This window comes from Mesorhizobium ciceri WSM4083 (assembly GCF_000519305.1).
Taxonomy (GTDB): Bacteria; Pseudomonadota; Alphaproteobacteria; order Rhizobiales; family Rhizobiaceae; genus Mesorhizobium; species Mesorhizobium ciceri_B.
In genome coordinates this window covers 26,228-48,539 of sequence record NZ_JAFG01000012.1, presented here as the reverse complement: position 1 = coordinate 48,539, position 22,312 = coordinate 26,228, and the positions used below count along the sequence as shown (strand labels likewise).

General features: G+C 59.6%; 16 protein-coding genes, 1 tRNA gene and 1 pseudogene. 10 read left to right on the top strand and 8 right to left on the bottom strand.

Annotated elements, in window-relative coordinates; all coding sequences use genetic code 11:
- The 3 genes from MESCI2_RS0121905 (at position 1) to MESCI2_RS0121895 (ending at position 2,377) form a co-directional block, all read left to right on the top strand.
- A complete protein-coding gene (locus tag MESCI2_RS0121905) occupies positions 1-885 on the top strand; it encodes a hypothetical protein (RefSeq protein WP_027038441.1) in 885 nt (294 codons plus the stop codon).
- Between the two features lie 269 nt (positions 886-1,154).
- Positions 1,155-2,150, top strand: a complete 996-nt coding sequence (locus tag MESCI2_RS0121900; RefSeq protein WP_027038440.1) for a DUF4238 domain-containing protein — start codon at positions 1,155-1,157, stop codon at positions 2,148-2,150.
- Entirely contained in the window at positions 2,147-2,377 is a 231-nt protein-coding gene (locus tag MESCI2_RS0121895) for a hypothetical protein (protein WP_027038439.1), read from the top strand. Before MESCI2_RS0121900 ends, MESCI2_RS0121895 begins: the two co-directional genes overlap by 4 nt.
- Before the next feature lie 79 nt (positions 2,378-2,456).
- Here the strand turns inward: MESCI2_RS0121895 and MESCI2_RS0121890 are convergent, their stop codons facing one another.
- The 5 genes and pseudogenes from MESCI2_RS0121890 to MESCI2_RS1000000138010 all read right to left on the bottom strand — a co-directional run bounded on the left by MESCI2_RS0121890 (position 2,457) and on the right by MESCI2_RS1000000138010 (position 6,559).
- Positions 2,457-3,569 (bottom strand): potassium channel family protein, encoded by a 1,113-nt coding sequence (locus MESCI2_RS0121890; protein ID WP_081738835.1) that lies wholly within the window; start codon positions 3,567-3,569, stop codon positions 2,457-2,459.
- Between the two features lie 455 nt (positions 3,570-4,024).
- Positions 4,025-4,975 (bottom strand): IS481 family transposase, encoded by a 951-nt coding sequence (locus MESCI2_RS0121885; protein WP_027038437.1) that lies wholly within the window; start codon positions 4,973-4,975, stop codon positions 4,025-4,027.
- A gap of 56 nt (positions 4,976-5,031) precedes the next feature.
- A pseudogene (locus MESCI2_RS1000000138870) lies at positions 5,032-5,523 on the bottom strand (MucR family transcriptional regulator); the annotation flags it as partial.
- Positions 5,524-5,658: 135 nt separating this feature from the next.
- Positions 5,659-5,913, bottom strand: a complete 255-nt coding sequence (locus MESCI2_RS1000000137115) for a topoisomerase DNA-binding C4 zinc finger domain-containing protein (protein ID WP_235984500.1) — start codon at positions 5,911-5,913, stop codon at positions 5,659-5,661.
- A 563-nt stretch (positions 5,914-6,476) separates the two neighbouring features.
- Positions 6,477-6,559 (bottom strand) — tRNA-Ser (locus MESCI2_RS1000000138010).
- Positions 6,560-7,242: 683 nt separating this feature from the next.
- Here MESCI2_RS1000000138010 and MESCI2_RS0121875 point away from each other — a divergent pair.
- Positions 7,243-9,426, top strand: coding sequence for a S46 family peptidase (locus MESCI2_RS0121875; protein WP_235984499.1), 2,184 nt, complete (start codon positions 7,243-7,245; stop codon positions 9,424-9,426).
- Between the two features lie 1,419 nt (positions 9,427-10,845).
- Here MESCI2_RS0121875 and MESCI2_RS0121870 read toward each other — a convergent pair.
- A complete protein-coding gene (locus tag MESCI2_RS0121870; RefSeq protein ID WP_027038435.1) occupies positions 10,846-12,072 on the bottom strand; it encodes an MFS transporter in 1,227 nt (408 codons plus the stop codon).
- A 1,084-nt stretch (positions 12,073-13,156) separates the two neighbouring features.
- Between MESCI2_RS0121870 and MESCI2_RS0121865 the strand changes: the two genes are divergently transcribed.
- The 6 genes from MESCI2_RS0121865 (at position 13,157) to MESCI2_RS0121835 (ending at position 19,524) form a co-directional block, all read left to right on the top strand.
- Positions 13,157-14,374 carry a cytochrome P450 gene (locus MESCI2_RS0121865; RefSeq protein ID WP_027038434.1) on the top strand — a complete coding sequence of 406 codons (1,218 nt, stop codon included), beginning with the start codon at positions 13,157-13,159 and terminating at the stop codon, positions 14,372-14,374.
- Positions 14,375-14,433: 59 nt separating this feature from the next.
- The gene (locus MESCI2_RS01000000135020; protein ID WP_050596622.1) at positions 14,434-14,718 is read left to right on the top strand and encodes a ferredoxin; all 285 of its coding nucleotides are present in this window, start codon (positions 14,434-14,436) and stop codon (positions 14,716-14,718) included.
- 125 nt (positions 14,719-14,843) lie between these two features.
- Positions 14,844-15,428, top strand: a complete 585-nt coding sequence (locus MESCI2_RS01000000135015) for a nuclear transport factor 2 family protein (protein ID WP_050596613.1) — start codon at positions 14,844-14,846, stop codon at positions 15,426-15,428.
- A 220-nt stretch (positions 15,429-15,648) separates the two neighbouring features.
- Positions 15,649-17,250, top strand: coding sequence for an SDR family oxidoreductase (locus MESCI2_RS0121845; RefSeq protein ID WP_027038432.1), 1,602 nt, complete (start codon positions 15,649-15,651; stop codon positions 17,248-17,250).
- Between the two features lie 292 nt (positions 17,251-17,542).
- Positions 17,543-18,595, top strand: a complete 1,053-nt coding sequence (locus tag MESCI2_RS0121840; protein ID WP_027038431.1) for an LLM class flavin-dependent oxidoreductase — start codon at positions 17,543-17,545, stop codon at positions 18,593-18,595.
- Between the two features lie 308 nt (positions 18,596-18,903).
- Positions 18,904-19,524 carry a nitrogen fixation protein NifQ gene (locus MESCI2_RS0121835; RefSeq protein ID WP_027038430.1) on the top strand — a complete coding sequence of 207 codons (621 nt, stop codon included), beginning with the start codon at positions 18,904-18,906 and terminating at the stop codon, positions 19,522-19,524.
- Between the two features lie 15 nt (positions 19,525-19,539).
- On the opposite strand, the gene rpoN is transcribed toward MESCI2_RS0121835, so the two are convergent.
- Together rpoN and MESCI2_RS0121825 are read right to left on the bottom strand one after the other, a co-directional pair.
- Entirely contained in the window at positions 19,540-21,006 is a 1,467-nt protein-coding gene (rpoN, locus tag MESCI2_RS01000000135010; protein ID WP_050596612.1) for an RNA polymerase factor sigma-54, read from the bottom strand.
- A gap of 70 nt (positions 21,007-21,076) precedes the next feature.
- Complete coding sequence (locus tag MESCI2_RS0121825) at positions 21,077-21,610, bottom strand: peroxiredoxin (RefSeq protein ID WP_027038429.1); 534 nt, start codon at positions 21,608-21,610, stop codon at positions 21,077-21,079.
- Between the last annotated feature and the right edge of the window lie 702 nt (positions 21,611-22,312).

Here is a 22,312-nt window from a genome sequence, read left to right as displayed (position 1 = left end):
ATGATGAAACCGACGACGGCCGAAGGCTATAGCAATGAAGTGACTGAGAATTGTGAGCGTGTCCTTGTCACGTTGATCCGCGGACTCGGCCCGTGGCGGGATTCCGTGTTCCTCGTTGGCGGACTCACTCCGCGCTACCTAGTAGATAAGAAACCGCCGGACGTTCCCGCGCATGCGGGTACCGGTGACGTCGATGTCGTCATCCAGCTGCACATGCTGGCTAATACCGACGCGTACCATACGCTGGAGGACAACTTCAAAAAGTTAGGCTTTGCACGCGGCACAAACAGCGCAGGAAAGCCTGTTTCGTGGCGCTGGGAAACCAGGTCCAGCGGGACCAAAGTGATTCTCGAACTGCTCGCAGATGACCCGGAAAAATCCGGCGGAAAGGTCGTGGAATTGCCAACAGACGGAAATGTCTCCGCGCTGAATATCCCCCATTCCGCTATCGTCTTCGATCACCATAAGACCAGAGAAATCAAGGCAGAACTCCTCGGCGACAACGGTGTCGCAAGTGTCACCCTGCACTATGCGGATCTGGTCGCCTTCACTTGCCTTAAGGCCTACGCGGTTGATCAGAGAGACGAGCGCAAAGACGCGCATGATCTGGTCTATTGCCTGACGCACTATGATGGCGGCATCGATACAGCCGCCAAGGAATTCCGTTCTGCCCTGGATGGCAAGCACAAAGCAGTTGTTGGCGAGGTTCTCGGTCTTCTCGCCCGCCATTTCGCAGACGATGGGGAGACCGAAGGTTACAAAAAGAACGGCCCAGTGGCCGTGGCAAAATTCGAATTGGGTGAGGATTCTGATCGTGACATCCGCATTCTCCGTCAGAGAGAGGTTGCCGAACAGGTAATGCGGTTGCTGAAGGCGATCGGCTAGATAAAAGTATGGCTGGTTCTTCAGTTCTCCCACACGGCCGCCGCGTTAATAACAGGCAGCCGGAGCTAGGCAGTGCTTTCCAACCGCTACTCGGATCCGGGTGGTGATACATAAATTCTTCCTGTTTGAGCATGATCGCGCGCTGGAAGCCAGAGGCTGCTCGGCGCCGTGAAGGACCCAGGATTTCCAGGCAACAACCGACGCCCATGAGTTCCGAGACAGATCCCAGCGCTGCGACCCTTATCCCATTTCGGAAATCGAACCCTCCGATGACGCGAGCTGCCGCCTTGACGCTTGTTCCCCATGTCAGTGCTGACGCGATCGACCCCCTGGCGCACATCTGGGACGAAGTAATACATCGGATCGTTGGCGAGATGCTCGCGCTGGATCACGACCAGTCCCCTCTCCACATCAATATCCGCGAGGAAATGGCCCTGGAACTCGCGCGCTTACAGCTCTGGCTGGGCAACGAGGTCGTTGCGAAACGCTTGGTTGCAGGTCGCGAATTGACTTCGATTGATCTAGAGCAGGAACGCCATGAATGCTTGGGGCCAGCAGGCTCGGTGATGATCGCCGCCACCGCCAAGCTGGCCTATGAGCATGTTTGGAAAACATTCATGGAGACCCGATGGAAGCCAAAATCTCAGAGGGCCATCGAACGGGATGCCAATCCGCCAAAAGCTAAACTTTCTATAAAGCCCGAAAAAAAAAATCACTTCATTTCGCGCGGGTTCATTCGGGATCACTGGGCGGTCGGCGGAACGGTTCTGCGCTGGCAGCGCAGCGATGGTGGTTGGCAATCCGCTTCCCGTGCTTTTGGAAAATGGGGATTCGGGCACAATCTATATAGCGACCGGCTCGAGGCCTATTTTGGGCTCATCGAAGGGGATGCGAAAAAGCCAATCCAGATGCTTCTGGGGAGGGAACCGCTCAATGGGCCGCAGCGTGAATCGCTGGTTGGCTTTCTGGTTATACAGATACTTAGAAACCCCAATTTCATAAACGCGGTTCGGGGTATGATGGGGCCGAACCTGGAGAAGCTTGGCTACGCCGATGACCTCGATATGGCATCGAAAGCCTACGAGACGCTTTACCAGAGCAACGAATTCTACCACGCGCTCGCACATCCGTTAATGTGGAGCCGCTGGGCGCTCGTCAGAGCTCGAGCGCCTTTGTTCGTCTTGCCTGACGTTTTCAGTGCCCGGGGGGATTTGGGCGATGGTCTTCGCCTGATCGCACCCTCACGCCGACTGCATGCTTCGTGACCTTGCCCAGCCGAGAGAACGAAAAGCGGATTTTGCCGCGTTACCTTCTTGCTGACGATGAACTTGCGAGGCGCATTTCATCACTTCTCATTAGCAGTGCTGCCAACGAGTTTCTATCGCACCCTGAATTCCAGATCGACGAAAGCATCGATGCCCTTACCTTCGGCCAGGTGCTTGAGGAGATCGAATCAGCCGTTGATCGAGGCGTGAATCAATCTAATCCCTAAAATTCACCAGGTTGATGAATCAGGGCTACTTCTCAGTTCCGGCATTCATCTGGGTTCAGGATTCGCGCTCTAACCAGCGTCACTTAGGAAGTCTGCCGAGCTCCACGAGCGTGGCGACGCATTTGGAAGCGACGGAGTTAGAAATGCCGAGCTTAGCCGCAATGAGTTTGTGGACTTGATTGCCCCATCCGTCCTTAGATCCGCTCGGCATCTCCGCGAGGACGCGCTCCAATTGAAGCGAATGATAGCCCCGAGCTTTCCAGGCCTCGGCCTTCCCCAACCCTATGGCCATTGACTGAAAGAGCAGCTCCGACTTGTTCTTGGCCGCTGCTTCGGCCAGCGTCAGGCTCGCCGGCTTTTTTAACCGCAGTGAGATCAGGACGGTCCCAAACAGGGACGACCTCGTAGCGGCAGAGCGATGAAGTCGACTCATCAACCGCACAAGGACATATATCCTTGTGCAGCACGAAACGGCTCTGGCCATCACGACGGCGTCACTGTTCTTGCCTGATCCGTGGACGATCCTCGAGCAGACTTCGAAGGCGAGATCCAATTCGTCATACAGCGCCGACAATGCGCTGAAGTTGCCAAACTCAACGATCCCAGCTTGGAAACCGTTGAAAGACATGTAGTTGCTAATCGACTGGGTCAACGTACGAAGCGAGTATAGTTCCGCCCGATTGCTTTTCGTGGTCGCCTCGCTTTCGGACTTCTCTGACAAAGCGCCGCGGATGTTTGCAAGTTCCTTTGCGAAGGCGGAGATCCGGCGCTGCGTGTCACTGGTGTGGAGCAGAAGGAGCAGCGAGGCCTGCCGTTCGGACGCGACCTTCCCAATCAGAACGGCAGTCAGCAGAAGGCCACAGGCGACATCAAGAACGGCAACGACCCGGCCGAAGCCCACGGGAAGCACGTCCCCGTACCCAAGCGACGTGAAAGTTACAATGGAGAGATAGACGGCCTCCGGGAAAGTTAGAGCGCGTCCTTCGAAAAGAGCTCCTTGGCTTTGTGGCGCGAGCCAGAAGTACGTTGAGGAGACCAAGAGCGTTGCGGACGCAACGATCATCAGATCCCAGTATGTAGCGCGATCTAACAGGCGGCCGAACGGGCTTGGCATGTTCGGCTTCGAATGCGGACGCATCGCCTGTAGATCATCTGGACCGACCTTGGCGGCCCCCGCGTCTTCCATAGGCATTCCTTACTCCACGGCGCGCGACTGGAACCGCCCCCGGTCATTTACAGGCCGTGGATTCAGCGGGCAGGCAATAGGACGCCCAACCTTTTCGACACATTTTTTGCTAGATCGAGGGCATAACCCGGACAGCGCTCGTATAGCAGCCGGAGGGTCAAAGTTCCCAGTACCTGCGATTCGTGCAGATCACTGTGAGGAGCACTTGCTTGGCGGCGGCGAATTCTTTGTTGATTCGCAGAACATCCCAGCGACCAGCCGGGTCCAGGCGCTGCTTCGTATTCCGCCTAGTAGAAATATCTACTGGTGGGCGGATTTCGGCGTGCTTGAAGATCGTAAACTTCGCCGAAGATCGCCGGGAATGAAGATGGAGTGCGCCCACGAAGGTGGTCTCCATTGGCTACCCGCGCCTGACGAAGCACCCGAGGTTGGACGCTCAAACATCCTGCCTCCACTAAGTCCTAGGTGTTCAGTCCCGGCATTTGATGGATCGGGTTTAGAGTGAACCGTTGCGGTTCATTTGTCCATGATTTGCATATGAACTCGTAAGGCGTGAGACCCTTTAGGGTCTTGAGGCGGCGCGCAAAATTGTAGGCTGCTACGAAGTCATTCAGGTGCCTGCGCAGTTGATTGTGATCGTCGTAGTGGAAGCGTTTGACGGTCGCCTCCTTGATGGTTCGGTTCATGCGCTCGACCTGGCCGTTGGTCCAGGGATGCTTGATCTTCGTGAGCCTGTGCTCGATCCCATGCTCGTTGCAGACACGGTCGAAGATGTGGACGAAGGCATAGCGATGCCGTTCCTGGTTGGTGAACTGGATGCCGTTGTCCGTCAGCACTGTGTGGATGGCATAGGGAAGGGTTGCGATGAGATTGCGCAGGAACTGTGCCGCAGCCATCTTGCCCGCCTTCTCGTGCAGTTCGACATAGGCGAATTTTGATGTCCGGTCGATCGCAACGAAGAGATAGAGCTTGCCTTCGGCGGTCTGGACTTCAGCAATGTCGATGTGAAAATAGCCGATCGGGTAGGATTTGAATGTCTTCTTTGCAGGCTTGTCGCCCCCGACGTCCGGCAGGCGTCCAATGCCATGGCGCTGCAGGCAGCGGTGCAGCGACGAGCGCGTCAGGTGCGGGATGGTCGGCTGGAGGGCATAAAGGCAATCATCGAGCGGCAAGAGTGTGTGCTTTCGAAAAGCCACGATGACTGCTTCTTCCTCAAGCGACATGACCGTCGATTTCGGCTCTTTCGGGCCAGTCGGAAGATCCGCAACGGACGTGCGCTTCTTCCATTTGGCAACTGTCTTCTGATTGATGCCGTAGCGCTTCGAAAGTGCTCTCAGGCTCTCTTCACTATTTTGTATTGCTCGACGGACTGCCTCTGTCGTCGTGGCGCTGCCATGTAGAATCTGTCCCAAAGTGCATCCCTCCATTCCAAGGAAAATAATGCACCATCAAAGCCTGGGATCAAACACCTAGGCTTGCGTTTGGCAGGAGCCTTTTTGGCCGGCGTCGGCTGCGGCTTGCGTCCGAGCCCCGCCGCCTTTGCGAGCGTCGATCTTTGGGCCGCGTAATTTGGCGCAACCATCGGGTAATCCTGCTTCAATCCCCACTTCTCGCGGTATTCGTCTGGAGTGAGGCCGTAATGTACTGCGAGATGCCTTTTCAGCGATTTGAATCTCTTGCCGTCTTCGAGGCAGATGATGTAGTCCGGCGTTACCGACCTTTTCGGATTGATGGCCGGGTCCTGTGTCGGTTGGGCGGTCCCACTCGGCTGGCCCAGGTTTGACAGCGACGAATGGATCGACGCGATGAGGTCTGGCAACCCAGCGACGGGCAGAGGGTTTTGGCTGACATAGGCCGAGACAATGTCTGCCGTCAGCCCGACCAGATCGGCCGTCGGGGCTACGTTTTGATCGCTCAAAGGTTCACTCCTGGTATGGTGGCCAAAACTCGCTTCATACATCCGCCGTATACCGCAATTTTGGGCAATGCCGATATAAATGCCTCGTTCATGACTGCAGGATAGCGAAAGCGAATCCAATCACTCTCGGCAGGAAGCAGCACAGTTTCGGTGTGACAGTACTAGCAAGCCTGCGGCCTACAAAGAGTGAGGTGAACGGGACCGACTCCTACGGTCGGCAGCCACCGGTTCACCGTGTTTGCAGTCCGGGAACTGATTACATCCACGAAATACGCCTCCGTTCTTATTGCGCCGCTCAACCAATTGGCCGACGAGGCAAGCTGGGCACTGGCTTAATGCGACGCCCTCGATCGTCTCGAAGCGAACTTCGTCGTTAGCAATCTCGCAGAGCTCACTGATATAGCGAGATGGCTGACGGCGATTAGTGATCATATAGACGCCTCGGCTGGCACGCGTCGTCCCACAACGCGCCTCGGGTATAAACAAGCTTTCCGTCAACCTTTTTGAACTCGTCCTGCCAAAGAGTAACCACGACGGTTCCTTTGCTCTCGTTTCTCGCTGACCAACTCCATTGGACGTTCGTTGGCACAGTATCGAAATGCGCAAAAGCTTGCGTATGATTGAACCGCTTGGACATTTTGGCTCTCCTCCTATCACTGAAGCATCGGCGGTGTAGGACAAGCAAGTCCGGTTTCATAGCCATCCGGCGCTGTGCGTGGTTTGGTGAAGGAGGATCGGTTGCGCCTGCTTCGACCCGCTCCTCCGCCATCGCGTTGGTTACCCCTGGCAAGGAATGGAGTCTTCCACGGCCGCGATTGGGACCGGTAGGACGCGATGAGTCTTGACCAAGCTGCGCTATAGCCCAGCCCGCGTGCTATCGGCTACGTGGGAAATCGATCAACGTGCGTGTTGACCGGGTGTTGACCAATAGCAAAAACAGAAAGGGCCACCGTGCGGCGGCCCTTATCTAAATGCTTGATTTCCCTAAGGAAAACTGGAGCGGGTGAAGCGATTCGAACGCTCGACCCCAACCTTGGCAAGGGCGGTAGCCAGATGGCTTCTGATTGCTACCATCCGCAGCAAAGTTTGCCGTAGTAATTGGCGAAAAAGTCCGTCGCCGGTCGCCTCGATCGGGCTTTCCATCACCGAGATTCCTTAGGCACCTGGCGAGCATGGTCTTGCTAGCTCCGGTTCGACGAGCTGCGACGTATAAGTGGCCTTCGATGACGCCCACCCTTACCGCTGCTATTTTGTCGGCCTGGTGCTATCGGGCTGCCGAACCGCGCCGGTCTTCATCACGGCTAGCCTACCGGCGCGTGCCGATGGCACGCTAGAATTTTCTCCGCATTTGATGCGCCGCCGGCGACCCGGGCTCTTAGCAGACCTGAGCGCCGGCGAGGATGGCCGCAGTTCAGCAACATCTCGACGAGCTCCCCGGCAAGAACGCTGAGGGAAAAATGCTGCAAGCTGAAACCTAAGGTCTGTGCCAGCACGAAAGTGTCGGGTCTGCACCAATGTCGACGGTCCGACATAGGATGGGACCGCTCGCCACCTAGTATTGCAAGCTTTATTGCCTTGGCATGCCAAATGCGACGGATGATCCGCAAACGTTGCATGGAACCGATACGGTGACAGGCGAGCCTCATCCAGTTTCCGCGCCATTGCCCACGCGGTCTTCACCAGCGGCAGTCGCGCAGCCCGCTGGCGGACGCCGGCCTTGCCGATAGCCATCGATCCGATCTGCCGAGAAGAGGAATCAATATGGAAGATGGAAGCGAGATCAGCATGAACCCGAATTTGAAATGTTTGGCCGAAGCGACTGCCGTCGCCTTGCTCTTGATGGTGAGCGCTGCGTCGGCGCACGAAGGAATGTGGATGCCGGGCCAGACTGCGGAAGTGGGGGAGGCCATGCGCGCGGATGGGCTCCAGATCGATCCCGCCCAGCTGCTCCGTCTGGATGCTGACCCGCTCAACGCGATCGTATCACTGGGTGGATGCTCCGCCTCCTTCGTCAGTCCACAAGGGCTGGTCGTAACCAATTATCACTGTGTGTTCGGATCCATCCAATACCACAGCAACGACGGCCAGGACTATATCACAGACGGTTTTCTGGCGAAGAGCCTGGGTGAGGAATTGCCCGCCGCGCCCGGCAGCCGCATTGAGGTCATCGAGGATGTGCGCGATGTGACCGCCGACATGCTCGAAGGCGTCTCAGACGAGCTGAACGGCTTTGACCGCTATGAGAGGCTCGACAGAAACCGCAAGGCGCTGACCGCCGCATGTGAAGAACAGCCCAATCGCCGTTGTAACGTGGAGTCCTATTATGGCGGCGCTTCCTACTATCTCGAGCAGAAGCTCGAAATTCAGGACGTGCGCCTCGTCTATGCGCCCGCGCTCGGCCTCGGTAGCTTCGGGGGCGAAACCGACAATTGGATGTGGCCACGCCACACAGGCGACTTCGGCTTTTATCGCGCCTATGTCGCTCCTGATGGTTCCTCCCGGCCTTATGCGCGCGACAATGTGCCTTACCGGCCGAAGAGCTGGCTACCCATAGCCCGTGAAGGCGTCGAGGAAGGCGACTTCGTAATGGTCGCCGGCTTTCCCGGCGCAACCGATCGGTTCCTCACCGCGGATGAAGTCCAGTTCAACTTCGCGCACCACGAACCGCTGTTGCACCATTTGTTCTCGGATTACGCCACCCAGATCAACCGGGCAACGGCAGGCAATCGCGAGGCGCAGATCCGCTACGCCTCCATCCTGCGCAACGTCCAGAACGTCGAGAAGAAGCTGGCGGGCGATCTCGCCGGCGCAGACGCGATCGGGCTCGACGCGCGCAAGACCACCGACGAGAAAGCCTATCGCGACTGGATCGCTGACGATCCCGCGCGGCAGGCGCGCTATGGCGCAGCAATCCGCGAACTGGACGCCGTCGTGGCCGAGAACAGCCGGTCCTCGCTCAAGAGTCTGCGGGAGTCGGTGCTAGAGCGCGCGAAAATCCTCTCATCGGCGCGCACTCTCTATCGCTGGGCCAAGGAGCACGAGAAGCCCGATGAAGAGCGCGAAAGCGGCTTTCAGGATCGTGACCTTAACGAGACCGTGGATCGACTGACGCGGATCGAACGCAGTTATCTGCCGGACATCGATCGCAAGCTGTTCGAGGCCGCGCTCGATGAATATCGCCGGCTGGACGCAGAGGACCGCGATACTGCCTTCGAAACCGCTCTGGACCAAATTGGCTTTGACCGACTTTATGCAGACACCAAACTCGCAGACACGGCAACGCGGCTCGGCTGGCTCGAGAAACCGGCTACTGCCTTCGAGGCATCGGACGATCCTTTTATCAAGCTGGCGATCGCACTCTATCCCGGCGACATAGCTGCGGACCGCACGGCGAAGGACCGCGCTGGCCGCGGGCTGACGGCGCGCGCGACCTATATGGAGGGCCTGCGTGCCTATCGGCAGGCGATCGGCCGGCCGGTGTATCCCGATGCTAATGGATCGCTGCGCATCACCTGGGGCAAGGTGACGGGGCGAACGCGCGACGGGCAGGTCTGGACGCCCTTCACCACTGCAGAGGGACTTCTGGCCAAGCACACTGGCAGGGGCGAGTTTAATGTGCCGGATGCCGCTATCGCCGCGATCCGGGCCAAGGATTATGGCCCGTATGTGGCGCCTGTGCTGGGCACGTTGCCGGTCAACTTCATGTCCACGGTCGACATCACTGGCGGCAACAGCGGCTCGGCGACGCTGAACGGGCGCGGCGAGTTCGTGGGTCTCGCCTTCGACGGCACGCTGGAGGGCGCGATCTCGGACTGGGCCTTCGACACGGATCGCACACGCGCCATCCATGTCGACAGTCGCTTCATGCTTTGGACCATGGACAAGATCGACGGCGCGAGCCGGCTGCTCAAGGAAATGGGAGTGCGGCCGGCGTCGCGCTCCTGAGGGTTTGTTGTAAGGGCTGAATACAGGTACAGACCCAGCCGTTGATGCGAGGCCAGTCAGGCGGCGAGGATTTCAAACTGCTCGGCCAAGGCCGATTCGCACTGAAGCGTACCTCGCCTGTCGCTCGCGCATCATGTGGGTCATTTCGATGCCGGCCAGGATCGCGGCTGCGCTGCCGTCGATCTGAAGCCGAGCATCGGCCGGTCACCACCTTGATGAGCGATTGGTCCTGCTCTGTCCGCATCGCTGAGGCGCAAGTACTCGACCGTTCAAGTACTGCGCCGCGGCGTATCCAGATCGGCTTCCGCGGTGATCGGAACACTGGCGCTTTCGGCCTGCTCGGGACAGCGCACAGCTATCCACGTTTACCCCGAGGCGACGCTCCGGATGGCAGCCGCCATCGCGGAGCCGCAGAAGCAGTGGTTTCGCCAGCATTGGCAGTCGCCGTGATCGCAAACCGGCGTTGGGGGCGCAACGTCGTGTCCTGTTTAAGCCAATCTTGAAAGGCAAGCGTGTCGAAGGTCACTGTCCCAAGCAGGTCTTTTAGCGGCGCTTGACCTATGGTGTGAGCGGGCGAGTGCTGGCCATCCTACGCTCGTCAGATTCTCGAAAGCTCGCCCGAGTATGCATGCGCTCGGACATATGGGACGTCCGTTAGTCATAGGAGCTTGGAATGCATTTGAGCAGAATAGATGGGGGTCAGATGCTGCATGACGCAGTCATAGAGAGGCTAAGACATCATAGGCCGGAGCCGGCTCATTGCCGACAAAGTCCGGGCGTCACCAAGAACCTGGAGGGGGTGGCAAAACAGGTGGAGTTTGAGACGCATCTAGGCGGGTTGCGGCCGCACATCGTGGGCGCTCGCGGTGGCCGGCCTATGGTGCTCGGTCATGTGTCCTGCCCACTTCCCGCCTACTCCGCGAATCCAGTTCTCGCCTGTTCCGCGAATCCCGGTTGCATCGGAGAGTTAGGGGGTCAGTCCGTTGGAGGGGCCGCATCTTAGCGGCCCCTTGCTGCTGACCTTGCCCAGAGGCGATCCAGTTTGAACTTCGCTTTGGCCCACCACAAGGACCAAACGCCTGGAGCATGAAGGGCAACTCGATTTTCTGAACGAGAGATCATTGGCAGGCAGAGAACAGGGCCATGCAGTCGGACATACGAACGTGCTGAGTTGGGCCGGGCTGCGTCGCCCTGACTCACTCCGTCTTGGGAAATCATTGGGCCGCTCCCTTGGCGCGAAGGCGAGGGCGGGCGAGACGCTGGCACTGTCGATCGGAAGGCGCCCGGAAGGCAGTAGCCGCGCGCAGGCAGCCCAACTACCGGCAAGACAAAGCCTGAGGCCGCTAAACAATAGTACGCTCGATCGCGGGCCGCGGCTGATGCGACTGCATCTTTCGCCGCGCCGAGCTGAGGCCTTCTTCAGGCGATGTAGGTTGCGCGCTTCGTGACGAGCAGGAAAATTGTCAGTGCAGCGAGGAACGTGGCAATCGCGCTGTAAGTGAAGACACTGGCCAGGTCGACATTATTCACCAGCAGTCCGCCCAAAATAGCGCCGACTGCGATGGCCACTTGGAAAGCTGCGGTCATCAACACCCCTGCGCTTTCGGCCTGTTCGGGAATGGCGCGCAGCACCATCCATGTCTGAATCCCCACCGGCACCGCCCCGTAGGCAAAGCCCCATACGGCAACCGCCATCGCCGAGGCCGAGGCCGATGCTCCCACCATCAGCAGCGAAACAGCGGCTGTACCCATGAGCAGAGGCGGTACGGCCACGACCGCCGCTAGGCTGTGTTTGACCCCGAATGCGGCGGCCAAGTTGCCGAAGAAGCCCCCTATTCCAGCAGCGAACAACACAAGCGAGATCGTCTCGATATCAAGCGCGGGAATCTTTTCGAGGAAGGCTCGGATGTAGGTGAAGCTGGCGTAGTGTCCAGAACCGACCAGCAGGACGGCCAGAAGCGCGCCCTTGATCATCGGTTTCTTGGCGAAATAGAGCAGATTACGCAATCCAGCCATTTCAACCGGCGGCAGGGTTGGAAGCGTTGCGACTTGCACCAGCAGTGTAATGGCATTGACGACCGCCGCGATCATGAAGTCGGCTCGCCATCCCCAGATGTCGCCGACATAGGCGCCGATGGGGGGCGCGCAAATGACAGCGACGGAACCGCCGGTGAGGATGATCGACATGGCGCGCGGCAGGAGGTGATTTGGGACGAGCCGTCTCGCCAGCGATGCTGAAATCGACCAGAAGCCGCCGAGCGCAATCCCGAGCCCTACGCGTGCAGTCAGGAAAACCGAAAGGGACCACGCAAACTCCGCCAGAACGTTGGACAGGATCTGCAGCAGCATCATCGCCCACAGGATGATCCTGCGGTCCAACCGCTTTGTGATGATGGCCATCGTCGGCGCAGAGATCGCCGCAGCGATCGCGGTGGCTGTCATCGTCTGTCCGGCCGCGCCCTCGGTGACACCGAGATCATGCGCGAGCGGTGTCAGAACGCTGGCCGGCAGAAACTCTGCCGCCACCAGCCCGAACGTGCCCAAGGCAAGCGAAACGACTGCACCCCATGCAGGGTCAGACCGTTGATCCGGCCTTTCCGGCTCGTGCAGAACAGCGCCCATGAAGCCTGTCGCGGAATCGGTCATGAATAAGCTCGCCAATTGGGTGCGCTGGAACGTGAGCTGGCAGCGTTGACCCGCACAAAACCAAAAGATCCACTGGTCTCGGCGGCATTGCGCGAAGGGATGTTCACTACCCGACATGTTGCGATGGCGAGAATGCAATATCGGTGCCGGTTTCTCCGAGGCGGAGACGAGCAAGTCGCCTCGGATGGAAGGTGGCCGGTAATTCCATGGCGAACGTCGCGGTCGCGAGACAGCTACGGCTACCGAGCACGAGGTGTGAAGGGTCGAGGTACCGCGGCGAGACCGGCACAATCTCCAAGGCGCTTCGACAGAGTGTCGTCTCTTAGCCAGGGTTCCGTCGTCTTTTCTGATGCCTTGATGGGCCTCACCGTGCGTGCAAGTGCCAATGCCACCTCACCTGAAGCAACGATTGACCCGTTTGAGCAGGCGCATGGTGCCTTCCCCGGACCGGGCCCGGCTCGCTTGCCGCCAGGGCCGCTCGGATGGTGCTGTATAGTCGGCGCAATCTGCTCTTGCTCACCGGCTTCGGACAATGAAGCGCCAAGGGCCGACCGACGCTTTGCGGCAAACCGGTGGGACGGTATCGACCTTGACGGCTCCGTCTCTAACGCGTTCTGCTTGCGCCGCAGCGGTCTGTGAGGACACCGGTCTGCGAAGACCCCCGTCGCAGCAACGGCGATCGCATCCTGCTCCTGCTCCTGTTTTGTCTGGAGGGTGTTTCACATCCCCAAGCGCGCACCACTGCGGGAAATTCGTCTCGGGTCGTGGCGTTTGCGGCCTGAGGCGCCTTCATCAGCCACTTGCTGTGTTCGAAGCTGAGCAAGAATGTCGCAAGCCGAACAACAGGCGGCCAAGACCCGGCCACTGGTTGCGGGCAATTATGCGGCAACGCAAGGGGTGCGTTAAACGGCACGCAACTTGCCCTGACGATTTTGTCAGGCGGCATGTTGGTTCATTTGAGCGCATCTCATTGCCCGATCAGTACGCCTGGGCCGGAACGTACCACGCGTGGTCAATCCATGGTGTGACCTGCCGTGCGATCGCCAATCGAACGCAAACAACGCCTGAAACATAGGAGAGCCAAATGCCGGTCAGCCGCGTTCCAGATCATGTCCCGCGCGAAATGGTCAGGGACTTCAGCCTCTTTACGTCGCCAGGCATGCAACGGACGCCCAACGGGGACCCGCACGCAGCGGTCGCTTGCGTCCACAGCGGGCCGCCAATCTTTTATTCTCCCTACAATACGCAAGATGGCCTGGGCACCTGGGTCATCACTCGCGCCGCAGATCAGCGCCGGGTGCTGCAGGACGCCGAAAACTTTTCCAGCCATCGTAAACTTTTTTCAGCCGCGCTGGATGAAAGCTGGCCGACAATCCCGCTTGAGCTCGATCCACCGGCCCACGGTGTCTTTCGCTCACTCCTCAATCCGCTGCTCTCGCCAAAGCGGGTGGCGGAACTGGAGCCCGCTGTCCGCGAGCGAGCGGTCTTGCTCATCGACAGAATCGCCGCATCGGGCTCAAGCTGCGACGTCACGAAAGATTTCGCCTTCCCTTTCGCGGTCAGCATCTCCCTTCGTTTTCTGGGCTTGCCGGATGACAGGCTCGATACATTTGTCCGCTGGGGGCAAGAGCTGCTCCACGGCGATCGCCCTGAACGATCGGCGGCTGCCCGGACGATCGTGGACTTCATCGACGAACTTACAGCCTTGCGCCGCAAGGAGCCCGTCGATGATTTTATCAGCTTCATCGTGCAGGCCGAGCTCGAGGGTCGCCGGCTGACCGACGAGGAAGTCCGTGGCATTGGCGTGCTTGTGTTCGTCGCGGGACTCGACAGCGTCGCAGCAGCTATAGGCTTCGACCTGGCCTATCTCGCGCGCAACCCCGAAGATCAGGAACTGCTGCGCAGCGAACCGGAGCGGATTGCGCTCGCAGCCGAAGAATTGCTGCGCGCCTATCCGCCCATTCAGATGCTCCGCGTGGCAAGGAAGGATATCGACTTCGAAGGCGCGCCGATCCGCAAGGGGGATTATGTTTCCTGCGCGACGATGATCGCAAATCGTGACCCGGCAGAATTCGAATGCCCCAACACGGTCGATCTGGCCCGAGAGAACAATCGCCACGCCGCCTTTGGCTATGGACCCCATCGTTGCATTGGCTCACACCTTGCCCGACGGGAGATTGTCATTGCCTTGGAGGAGTGGCTGGCGCGCATACCGGCTTTCCGGATCAAGAAGGGTACATCGCCCATCACCTATGGCGGCCATGTGTTCGGGATTGAAAATCTGGTCCTGGATTGGTCATGACGACGGCCGCCCCGAGACACGGCGCAGACAATGGCGCGAGCGACAAGGTAGGCAGCGCTATGCGCATTATCGTCCACAACACCAAATGCCAGGGCCACGCGCGTTGCTCGGCGCAAGCGCCGGAGATCTTCAAGCTTGATGACGAGGGCTACATCCTGCCCGGTGACATCGAGATTACGGCGGGGGAGCAGTTGCTCGCGCTGCAAGGCGCGCAATCCTGCCCCGAACGTGCGCTGGAAGTGGACCGCACGCCCGCTGCGCAGCGTGAGCCGGACTCAGTCGAACGCGGCCCGGACGAGCTTAAATCAACCTCCGTCAATGTGGCGGCACGCTGGCCAGGATAATTGCGTCCTCTGATCCACCGTTCTCGTCGCAGCTGCGCAAGGGACATCTCAAGCCACTCCACATGACGCGCAAACGGTGGGCGAGCGCGCGAACGCCTTCCCAGTTCAGTGTTGCGACAGGACCGATGGACCAAGAAAAAATCACGGAATTACTCGACCGCGAAGCGATCCGCGATTGCCTTTATCGGTACTGCCGCGGGATTGACCGCGCGGATGAGGCGGCGCTGCGCAGCGCGTACTGGCCAGATGCGCACGACAATCATGGAGCCTATTGCGGCTCGGCAGAAGGTTTCATCCGGTCGGCGCTCGTGGTCTTCAAGACCGGACCGCGAAACATCCATCGGATCACGAACGTGCTGATCGAATTCATCAGCCAGGCAGAGGCCGCCGTCGAGAGCTATTTCTCAGCAAAGCAACGCGGCCCGGACGAGGACGGAGAAGTACGCCAGATGCTGCTCTGCGGCCGCTACTGCGATCTGTTTGAGAAGAGGCAAGGGCAGTGGCGGATCTCCGAACGGACGGTGGTCTACGATTGGGTCGAGGAGCAGGTCCCACCCGCGGTGCCTGAGGCAGAACGGTTTGGCCGGCGGCAGCCGATCGGCGCACCTCGTCCGGTTGACGCGGTCTATGCGCTCGCAAAGCATCGCATCCCTCCTCGCCACGAAGCAGAGGTTCCGAGCCTGGGCGGCGATCGAAGACAAGGTCTGTGATGATTACAGACAGCAATCCCGGCGCAATTCTGCCCGGCACGGACGCAGCCGAGGACATAGCGTTTCTGCCCGGCAGCGGCCCGATGGGGAGGGCGGCCTGCTATGTTGCTCACACTGCGGTAACGCAGGGCCAAGTATTCCCAAGCAGTTTTTGCTTTAGCGCGGCGCAGCATTCCGCGGTCCGACGGGCAGGAATTGCTGATGCCCGCAGCAAGATCCCGTGAAGCAGGCCGGGCGCATCGTGATCATCACAGGGGCCGCGGGGGGAATCGGCCGCGCCCTGGTCAGTATCCTGGCCGGGGATGGGGACACTGTTGTTGCGGTCGACCTCCCCGGCAGGGGCGTGGTTGAACTGGCTCGTGACTGCGGCCATCCGCATCTGGGCCTCGAATGCGACGTCTCGCGAGAGGAGGAAGTGCGCGCACTCTATGGCCGGCTCCAAGCTCAGTTCGCGCAGCTCGACGTCCTCATCAACAACGCAGCCGTCGGGCCGACCATGACTGCGACAGTTGACTCGGGCGTCGACGCCTTCCGTCGCGGCCTGGCAGTAAATCTAGTTGGGCCGTTGCTCATGTCCCGCGAAGCCGCCAGGCGCATGGGGCCGGGCAGCGCAATCGTCAATATCGCCTCGATAGCGGGCATTATCAGCAATCCCAAACGCAACGCCTACGCCGCTTCAAAAGCGGGTCTGATCTCGTTGACGAAGTCGCTGGCTTGCGAGTGGGCTTCACGCGGCGTCCGCGTCACAGCGGTAGCGCCGGGCTGCGTGCACACGCCGATGATTGCAGCACTGGAACGGGCGCGCAAAATGGACCCGGCGGCGATGCGCCGCCGCGTACCGATGGGGCGGATGGCGCGGGCCGACGAGATCGCCCGGGTCGCCCGCTTTCTGGCCAGCCCGCAGGCGAGCTACATCACCGGATCGGTGCTGGCGGTCGATGGCGGCTGGATGACATTCAACCAGGCAGGGGATGCGCATGCCGCAGTGGAAGGGGCACCCCGAAACGAGCTTTCCTGTAAGGCCGAACCCACCGACTCACGAATCGTGGTCGTCACGGGCGGCGCAAACGGCGCCGGCGCCGCCATTGTTCGCCGTTTCACCGCCAACGGCGATACCGTCGTAATTGCAGATAGGGACTACGCTGCCGCCACAGCGCTCCCTGGATCGCTGGGCGGAAGGAGCCTGGCGCAGTCCGTGGATGTGGCCCTCGAAAGCGAGGTGGTGGCGCTGTTCAACGACCTGCGGGGGCGATTCGGACGCATCGATGTCCTCGTCAACTGTGCTGCTGTCGCCGAGGCTTTCAGTTCAGGCATTGAAGAAACGCCGGTAGGGATAGAACACGTCCTGGACGTCAATATCACCGGTGCTTTCACCTGTGCGCGCGAGGCGATCAAGGTGATGTGCCCGGGCAGCGTGATCCTCAATCTCGCATCGATCGACTGCTTTCTGCCCTTCGCGCCACGCCATATCTATGGCGCCTCGAGAGCGGCGATGGATATGCTGTCCCGATGCATGGCGGCCGAACTTGGGCCGGTCGGCATTCGCACAGCCACCGTCGCTCCTGGTTGCATCCGCACGCCTGCCATTGATCAGTTGGCCAGGGCCGGTCGCATCGATTTGAATTTGATCGCACGACGCATCCCGATGGGCAGGATGGGACGGCCGGAAGAGGTCGCGGATGCGGTGTTTTTCCTTGCTTCCTCTGACGCCTCGTACATCAGCGGCTCGACCCTTTACGTGGACGGTGGCTGGACCTCGTTTGGCGATGCAGGAGACACTGGCGGCCTCCCTGACCACGGTTTTGCGGAGGCCGCGGGTTGATGGACGCCCATGCGCAATGCCACGTGCTGTGGCCTTTCGATGCCGACGAAAAACGTTGGAGTTCCCGGCTGCGCGCCCCCACAGGGCGGCCGCGGTCGAGGATGTCATCAGCGGCGCGGATGTTCCTCCGGGTTGAAGCAGCTCCAACTTTGGGAGCGCCCCAGCACGCAGTATGCGCGCGGTCTGCCGAAGAATCCCGCCCCGCCAAGCGCCAGATCGATATGGCGAGCAACCGTGCGGATGCCGAGCCGGCCCATGATCGGCCAACCCTTCTGCGAGCAAAGGAAGCACCATGGAATTTGCCACCTTCATCCTGGCTGCTCAACGCGGCTATCATCAATCTTGCGACAGCGTCATCCGCAACTCCATCGAACAGGCGGTCGTATCGGAGCAGGCTGGCTTCAATACAGCCTGGTTCGCCGAGCACCACTTCAACAATTACAGCCTCATTCCGTCGCCCTTGATGATGGTGGCCCACTGCGCCGGGGTGACGAGCACCATTCGCCTCGGCACTGCCGTGTGCGTGCTGCCGCTCTATCAGCCACAGCGCCTGCTGTCCGAGGTCGGCTTCGCTGACATCGTTTCGAACGGCCGTCTCGAGCTCGGCCTCGGCTTGGGGTATCAGCAATTCGAGTTTGAGCGCTTCGGCGTGGATATTGATGGGGCGCCCGCCGTCTTCTCGGAATATTTGGACATCCTTCTCAAGGGTCTCAAGCAGGACATCTTCGAGCATCACGGCCGGTATGAGACGATACCGCTGACGGCAACATCGGTGCGCGTCGTCCAAAAGCCGACCCCTCCGATCTGGATCGCCAGCGGGTCCGCGCGCATGAGCCGGGCCTATCGTGAGGGACTCAATTTATTTGTCACAGCATTGCACAATGGCCTGGAAAGTTTGAGCACGCTGCGCACAACGATCGAAAAGGCCGCGGCTTCCGAGGGCAGGAAAGTCACGGACGCCAAGATATCTTTGCTGCGTTGCTGCTATGCCAGCGACGACGAGGCAGAGATCAACAGCTATCTCGACAATGCGCGCTTCCAACGCCGGCTTTCTGAAGCGCTGCATGAGCGGCGCGAGCAGAGCGTGGACGGCTATCTGCTGCAGGAAACGCCGACCCAGCAGGATCTGTCATTCGAAACCATGCGCGAGAACCTGCCGATCGGCAGCTTGAATCGCGTAATCGAACGACTGCTGGAAGAGATCGACATCTTGAAGCCGGACCAGATCGCAATCCAGACCCAGTTGGGAGATTTCGACCAAAAGACGATGCTGCGCCAGATGGATCGCTGGGGCGAGAAGATCATTCCAGCGATCAACAAGTCGCTTGGTCATGCGCGGGTTTGAATTCGCAACCGCATGATGCAGAGGGTGCCTGCCATCTCATCAATAGACACAGCGCCAGTAGCATCGGCTGCGGCCGCCGCTTCAAAAACTGCGCGCGCGAGGTCGTGCGTTCTGATGCCATTGACCACGCAGGTGAAATGCGCCGGCCGCAGAAGGCGAGGACGATGGCTTTGACCACGAGCTCAACCGCACCAGCCTGTTCTCGACCATGCCTGCGGTTAGCGGTGCACTGTGCCCGAGTCTGACTGCCAGACAGTGGCCGATAGCGTCTCTGCATGACCGACGAGACAACCCAGGAGAACGGGACCATGTTCGCCCATCGCGATGGCGGTCTCGGCACCGGCCAAAGACGCGGCTCCGAGCTGGAAAAGGGCTTCGACCAGCATGTGCTTGCCTGTGTCCTGTCGTGCGCGCTCAAGGAGGTTGAGGCCGGCGAGGCGACGGCGACGGACTCAACCGGGCTTTCCCGCGCCGAGCTGCGCGATCTCGTCGCCCGTTGTTGCCCGGCAATTGTGATCGACGCCTTCGCCTTGGAAGAGGCATGCGATCCCGAGCCCGAGATGGAGGAAGAGCTTCTGCACGACTTGCTCTTGGCGCATGCTCGGCCAGACAACCCGGCGAGCGCCTGCTTCGCAAAGATCATCGCCCGTCGTTCGATGCGCAACGATCATCTGTGGCAGGACCTTGGCCTTGTCAATCGGGCCGAGCTCAGCCGCCTGCTTGCCACGCATTTCCCGACCTTGGCAGCCGGCAACACCCAAAACATGAAATGGAAGAAGTTTTTTTACCGCAAGCTCTGCGAGGCGGAAGGTTTTTCGCTGTGCACCGTGCCTAGCTGCCGGGAATGCAGTGAATTTGAAGGCTGCTTCGGTCCGGAGGAAGGCGAAAGCCGCCTCACACGCATCAACAGCGGGATCGCTTTGGACTAAGGGTAGCTCGTCAGCTTAAGATGCCTTCAGGCCTTGATCACCGTTGAGCCATAAGCGCCTTTCCCGGCGTCGTTGTATCGAGGAGGGGATGTTCATCGCCTCGCGATATTTGGTGACGGTGCGGCGAGCAACATGGATACCCGTTTCCATGAGCCGGGCTGCGATGTCATCGTCGGAAAGTACCTCCTGCAGCGATTCTGCGGCGATGATTGCCTTGATCAGATGGCGGACAGATTCTGCGGAGTGAGCGTCACCGCCTTCGCAGGAGGCGATCGCCACGGTGAAAAAGTACTTGAGTTCGAAAACACCGCGGGGCGTAAGCATGTATTTGTTCGAGGTCACCCGGCTGACCGTGGACTCGTGCACGTTAATGGCGTCGGCCACAGTCCTGAGATTGAGAGGCCTCAGATGCGCGATGCCGTATTCCAAAAAGGCTTCCTGCTGGCGCACGATTTCGGTGGCGACCTTAAGGATCGTCTTGGCGCGCTGATCAAGGCTGCGGATCAGCCAGTTCGCGTTCTCCAGACACTGGTTGAGAAATGCCTGATCTTTCGAATTTTGGGCGGTCGCGCGCGAGACTTCGGCGTAATAGGTTTGGTTGATCAGCAGCTTGGGCAGTGTGTTCGGATCAAGTTCGATTTGCCATCCACCGCCGGGACAGGGCGTCACCCAGACCTCGGGCACGACGGATTCCAGCACGCCGGTTTGGAACTGATTCCCAGGCTTGGGGTCAAGCGCACGGATTTCATGCAACATGTCGAGAAGGTCCTCTTCGTCGACACCGCAAAGCTGCTTCAAGGCCTGATAATCACGTCGCGCAAGCGTCTGAAGATTGGCAACCAAAGCTGCCATCGCCGGGTCGAACCGGTCTCGCTGGCGCAACTGGATCTCAAGGCATTCGCTGAGCGTTCGCGCAAAGAGTCCCGGTGGGTCAAAGTGCTGCATGGTTGCGAGCACCCGTTCCACATCGCCCTCTCGGACGTTCAGGCTGCCGGCCAGTTCTGACAGGCTTACCCGCAGATAGCCGGTTTCCTCCAGATGCGCGGCAAGCTCGCCGGCAATCAGCCGCTGCTGCGATGTGAATGGAGTGAGGGCAATCTGGTGAGCGACATGGTCGTGCAATGTTTCGGTGAAAGCGGCAAAATTGTCGACGGCATTGCCTTCGCCCGACGGGGCGTTGGCCGTGTTGCGGGTCGCCTTCGATTGCGTGAGCCGCTCAGGCGTGCCGGCACTGATCGGCTTGGCGAAGTCCTTTTCGCGTATGTCGATCTGGGAATCCTCCCCCGACATCGACGAATCTTGTCCAGACGCGCCATCATCGTTTGACGCCAGCTCCAACAGAGGGTTCTTCGCGATTTCCTGCCCCAGATACTGATGCAGTTCGGTATGCGACAGTTGCAGCAACCGTATCGACTCAATCAGCTGAGGCGATGCCACCATGGATTGCTTCTGACGCTGAAGCAGGCTTGCTGAGGATTGCATGGCGAGCGCGAACTCCTGTCGAGCGTGGCTCCGGCGGCTACAACTGTATGTGAGGCTTGGCGCCTCTAACTCATGCGGCAGCCTTGAGCGTTTCAAGAACGTTTTGCGGGGATGAGACCAGGTAGGGGTCGGCTTCGCAGTTGTCGGAGAAACCACCCTCCTCAAACCATTTCTCCACCACGCCATTGCTGATGAGGGCGGCGTAGCGCCAGGAGCGCATGCCGAATCCGAGATTGTCCTTGGCCACCAGCATGCCCATTTTGCGCGTAAACTCGCCTGACCCGTCAGGGATGAGCTCTACCTTGTGAACACCCAGGGATTTTCCCCAAGCGTTCATGACGAAGGCATCGTTCACGGAAAGACAGTAGATCGCGTCGATCCCCTGCTTTTTGAACTCGTCATAGAGGTCGTCGAATTTCGGCAGTTGGTAGGTCGTGCAGGTCGGCGTGAAGGCGCCAGGTAGCGAAAACAGTATGACCCGCTTGTCGGCAAAATAGTCGTCGGATGTCTTGTCTTCCCAGCGATATGGATTTGGCCCCTGAACGGATTCATCGCGAACACGCGTGTGAAACGTGACGAAGGGGACCTTCTTGTGAACCGTCATAAACTTGCTCCTCTAGAAAATGTGTGCACGGCCCTCTTAGCCAGCCGACGGACATCATCCTCGGCGGCCGGGCATGACGAGGTCGTGTGGTTTCCGACCCGCTTTCCTTCCGGTGACACGAGAGCGTCGTGGCTTGTGGGCTTCCTCACCAGAACGAGGCTGACGTGGCTGATGTCGGGCGGCGGCGACAGGCAAAAAGGTGACAAGGCGCTGCTTCTCGTCGAGGAAACAGGCTTTGTGGTCGCATATGCGTGCGTCGAAATAGGGCTGTGCCGGGACGACTGTTGGGGTGCTCGAGAGCCCGGCTGCAGCCAATCCCAGATTACCAAAGATGGGCGGGCAGTGACGTGCCGATGGCAGTGTCGCCGTCCCCTGCATGAGCTTATCGCCACTCACGCACTGGTCAGAACCGACCGGCAATTTGGCGGCCGCCACGAACCGGCGCGTCCGGCGAACAGCACCCATGGGCAAGACAGTTGCCGAGCACGGACCTCCAAAAGGGACGATACCTCGATAGGCGGCGGCCGGAATAGGCATGGTTTCCTCTGGCTTTCTATGGAGCTCCGCGTTTCAGCCACGGTTGGTCCGTGGCTTCGCTGCGTGCTGCACAATCCTAGAAACTGGGTAGCAAGCGCCATGCCACCTGACTCAAGCAGGGTTCGGCCCGGCAACGCGGTGCTTTTGTCGGGCTTTCGACATTCT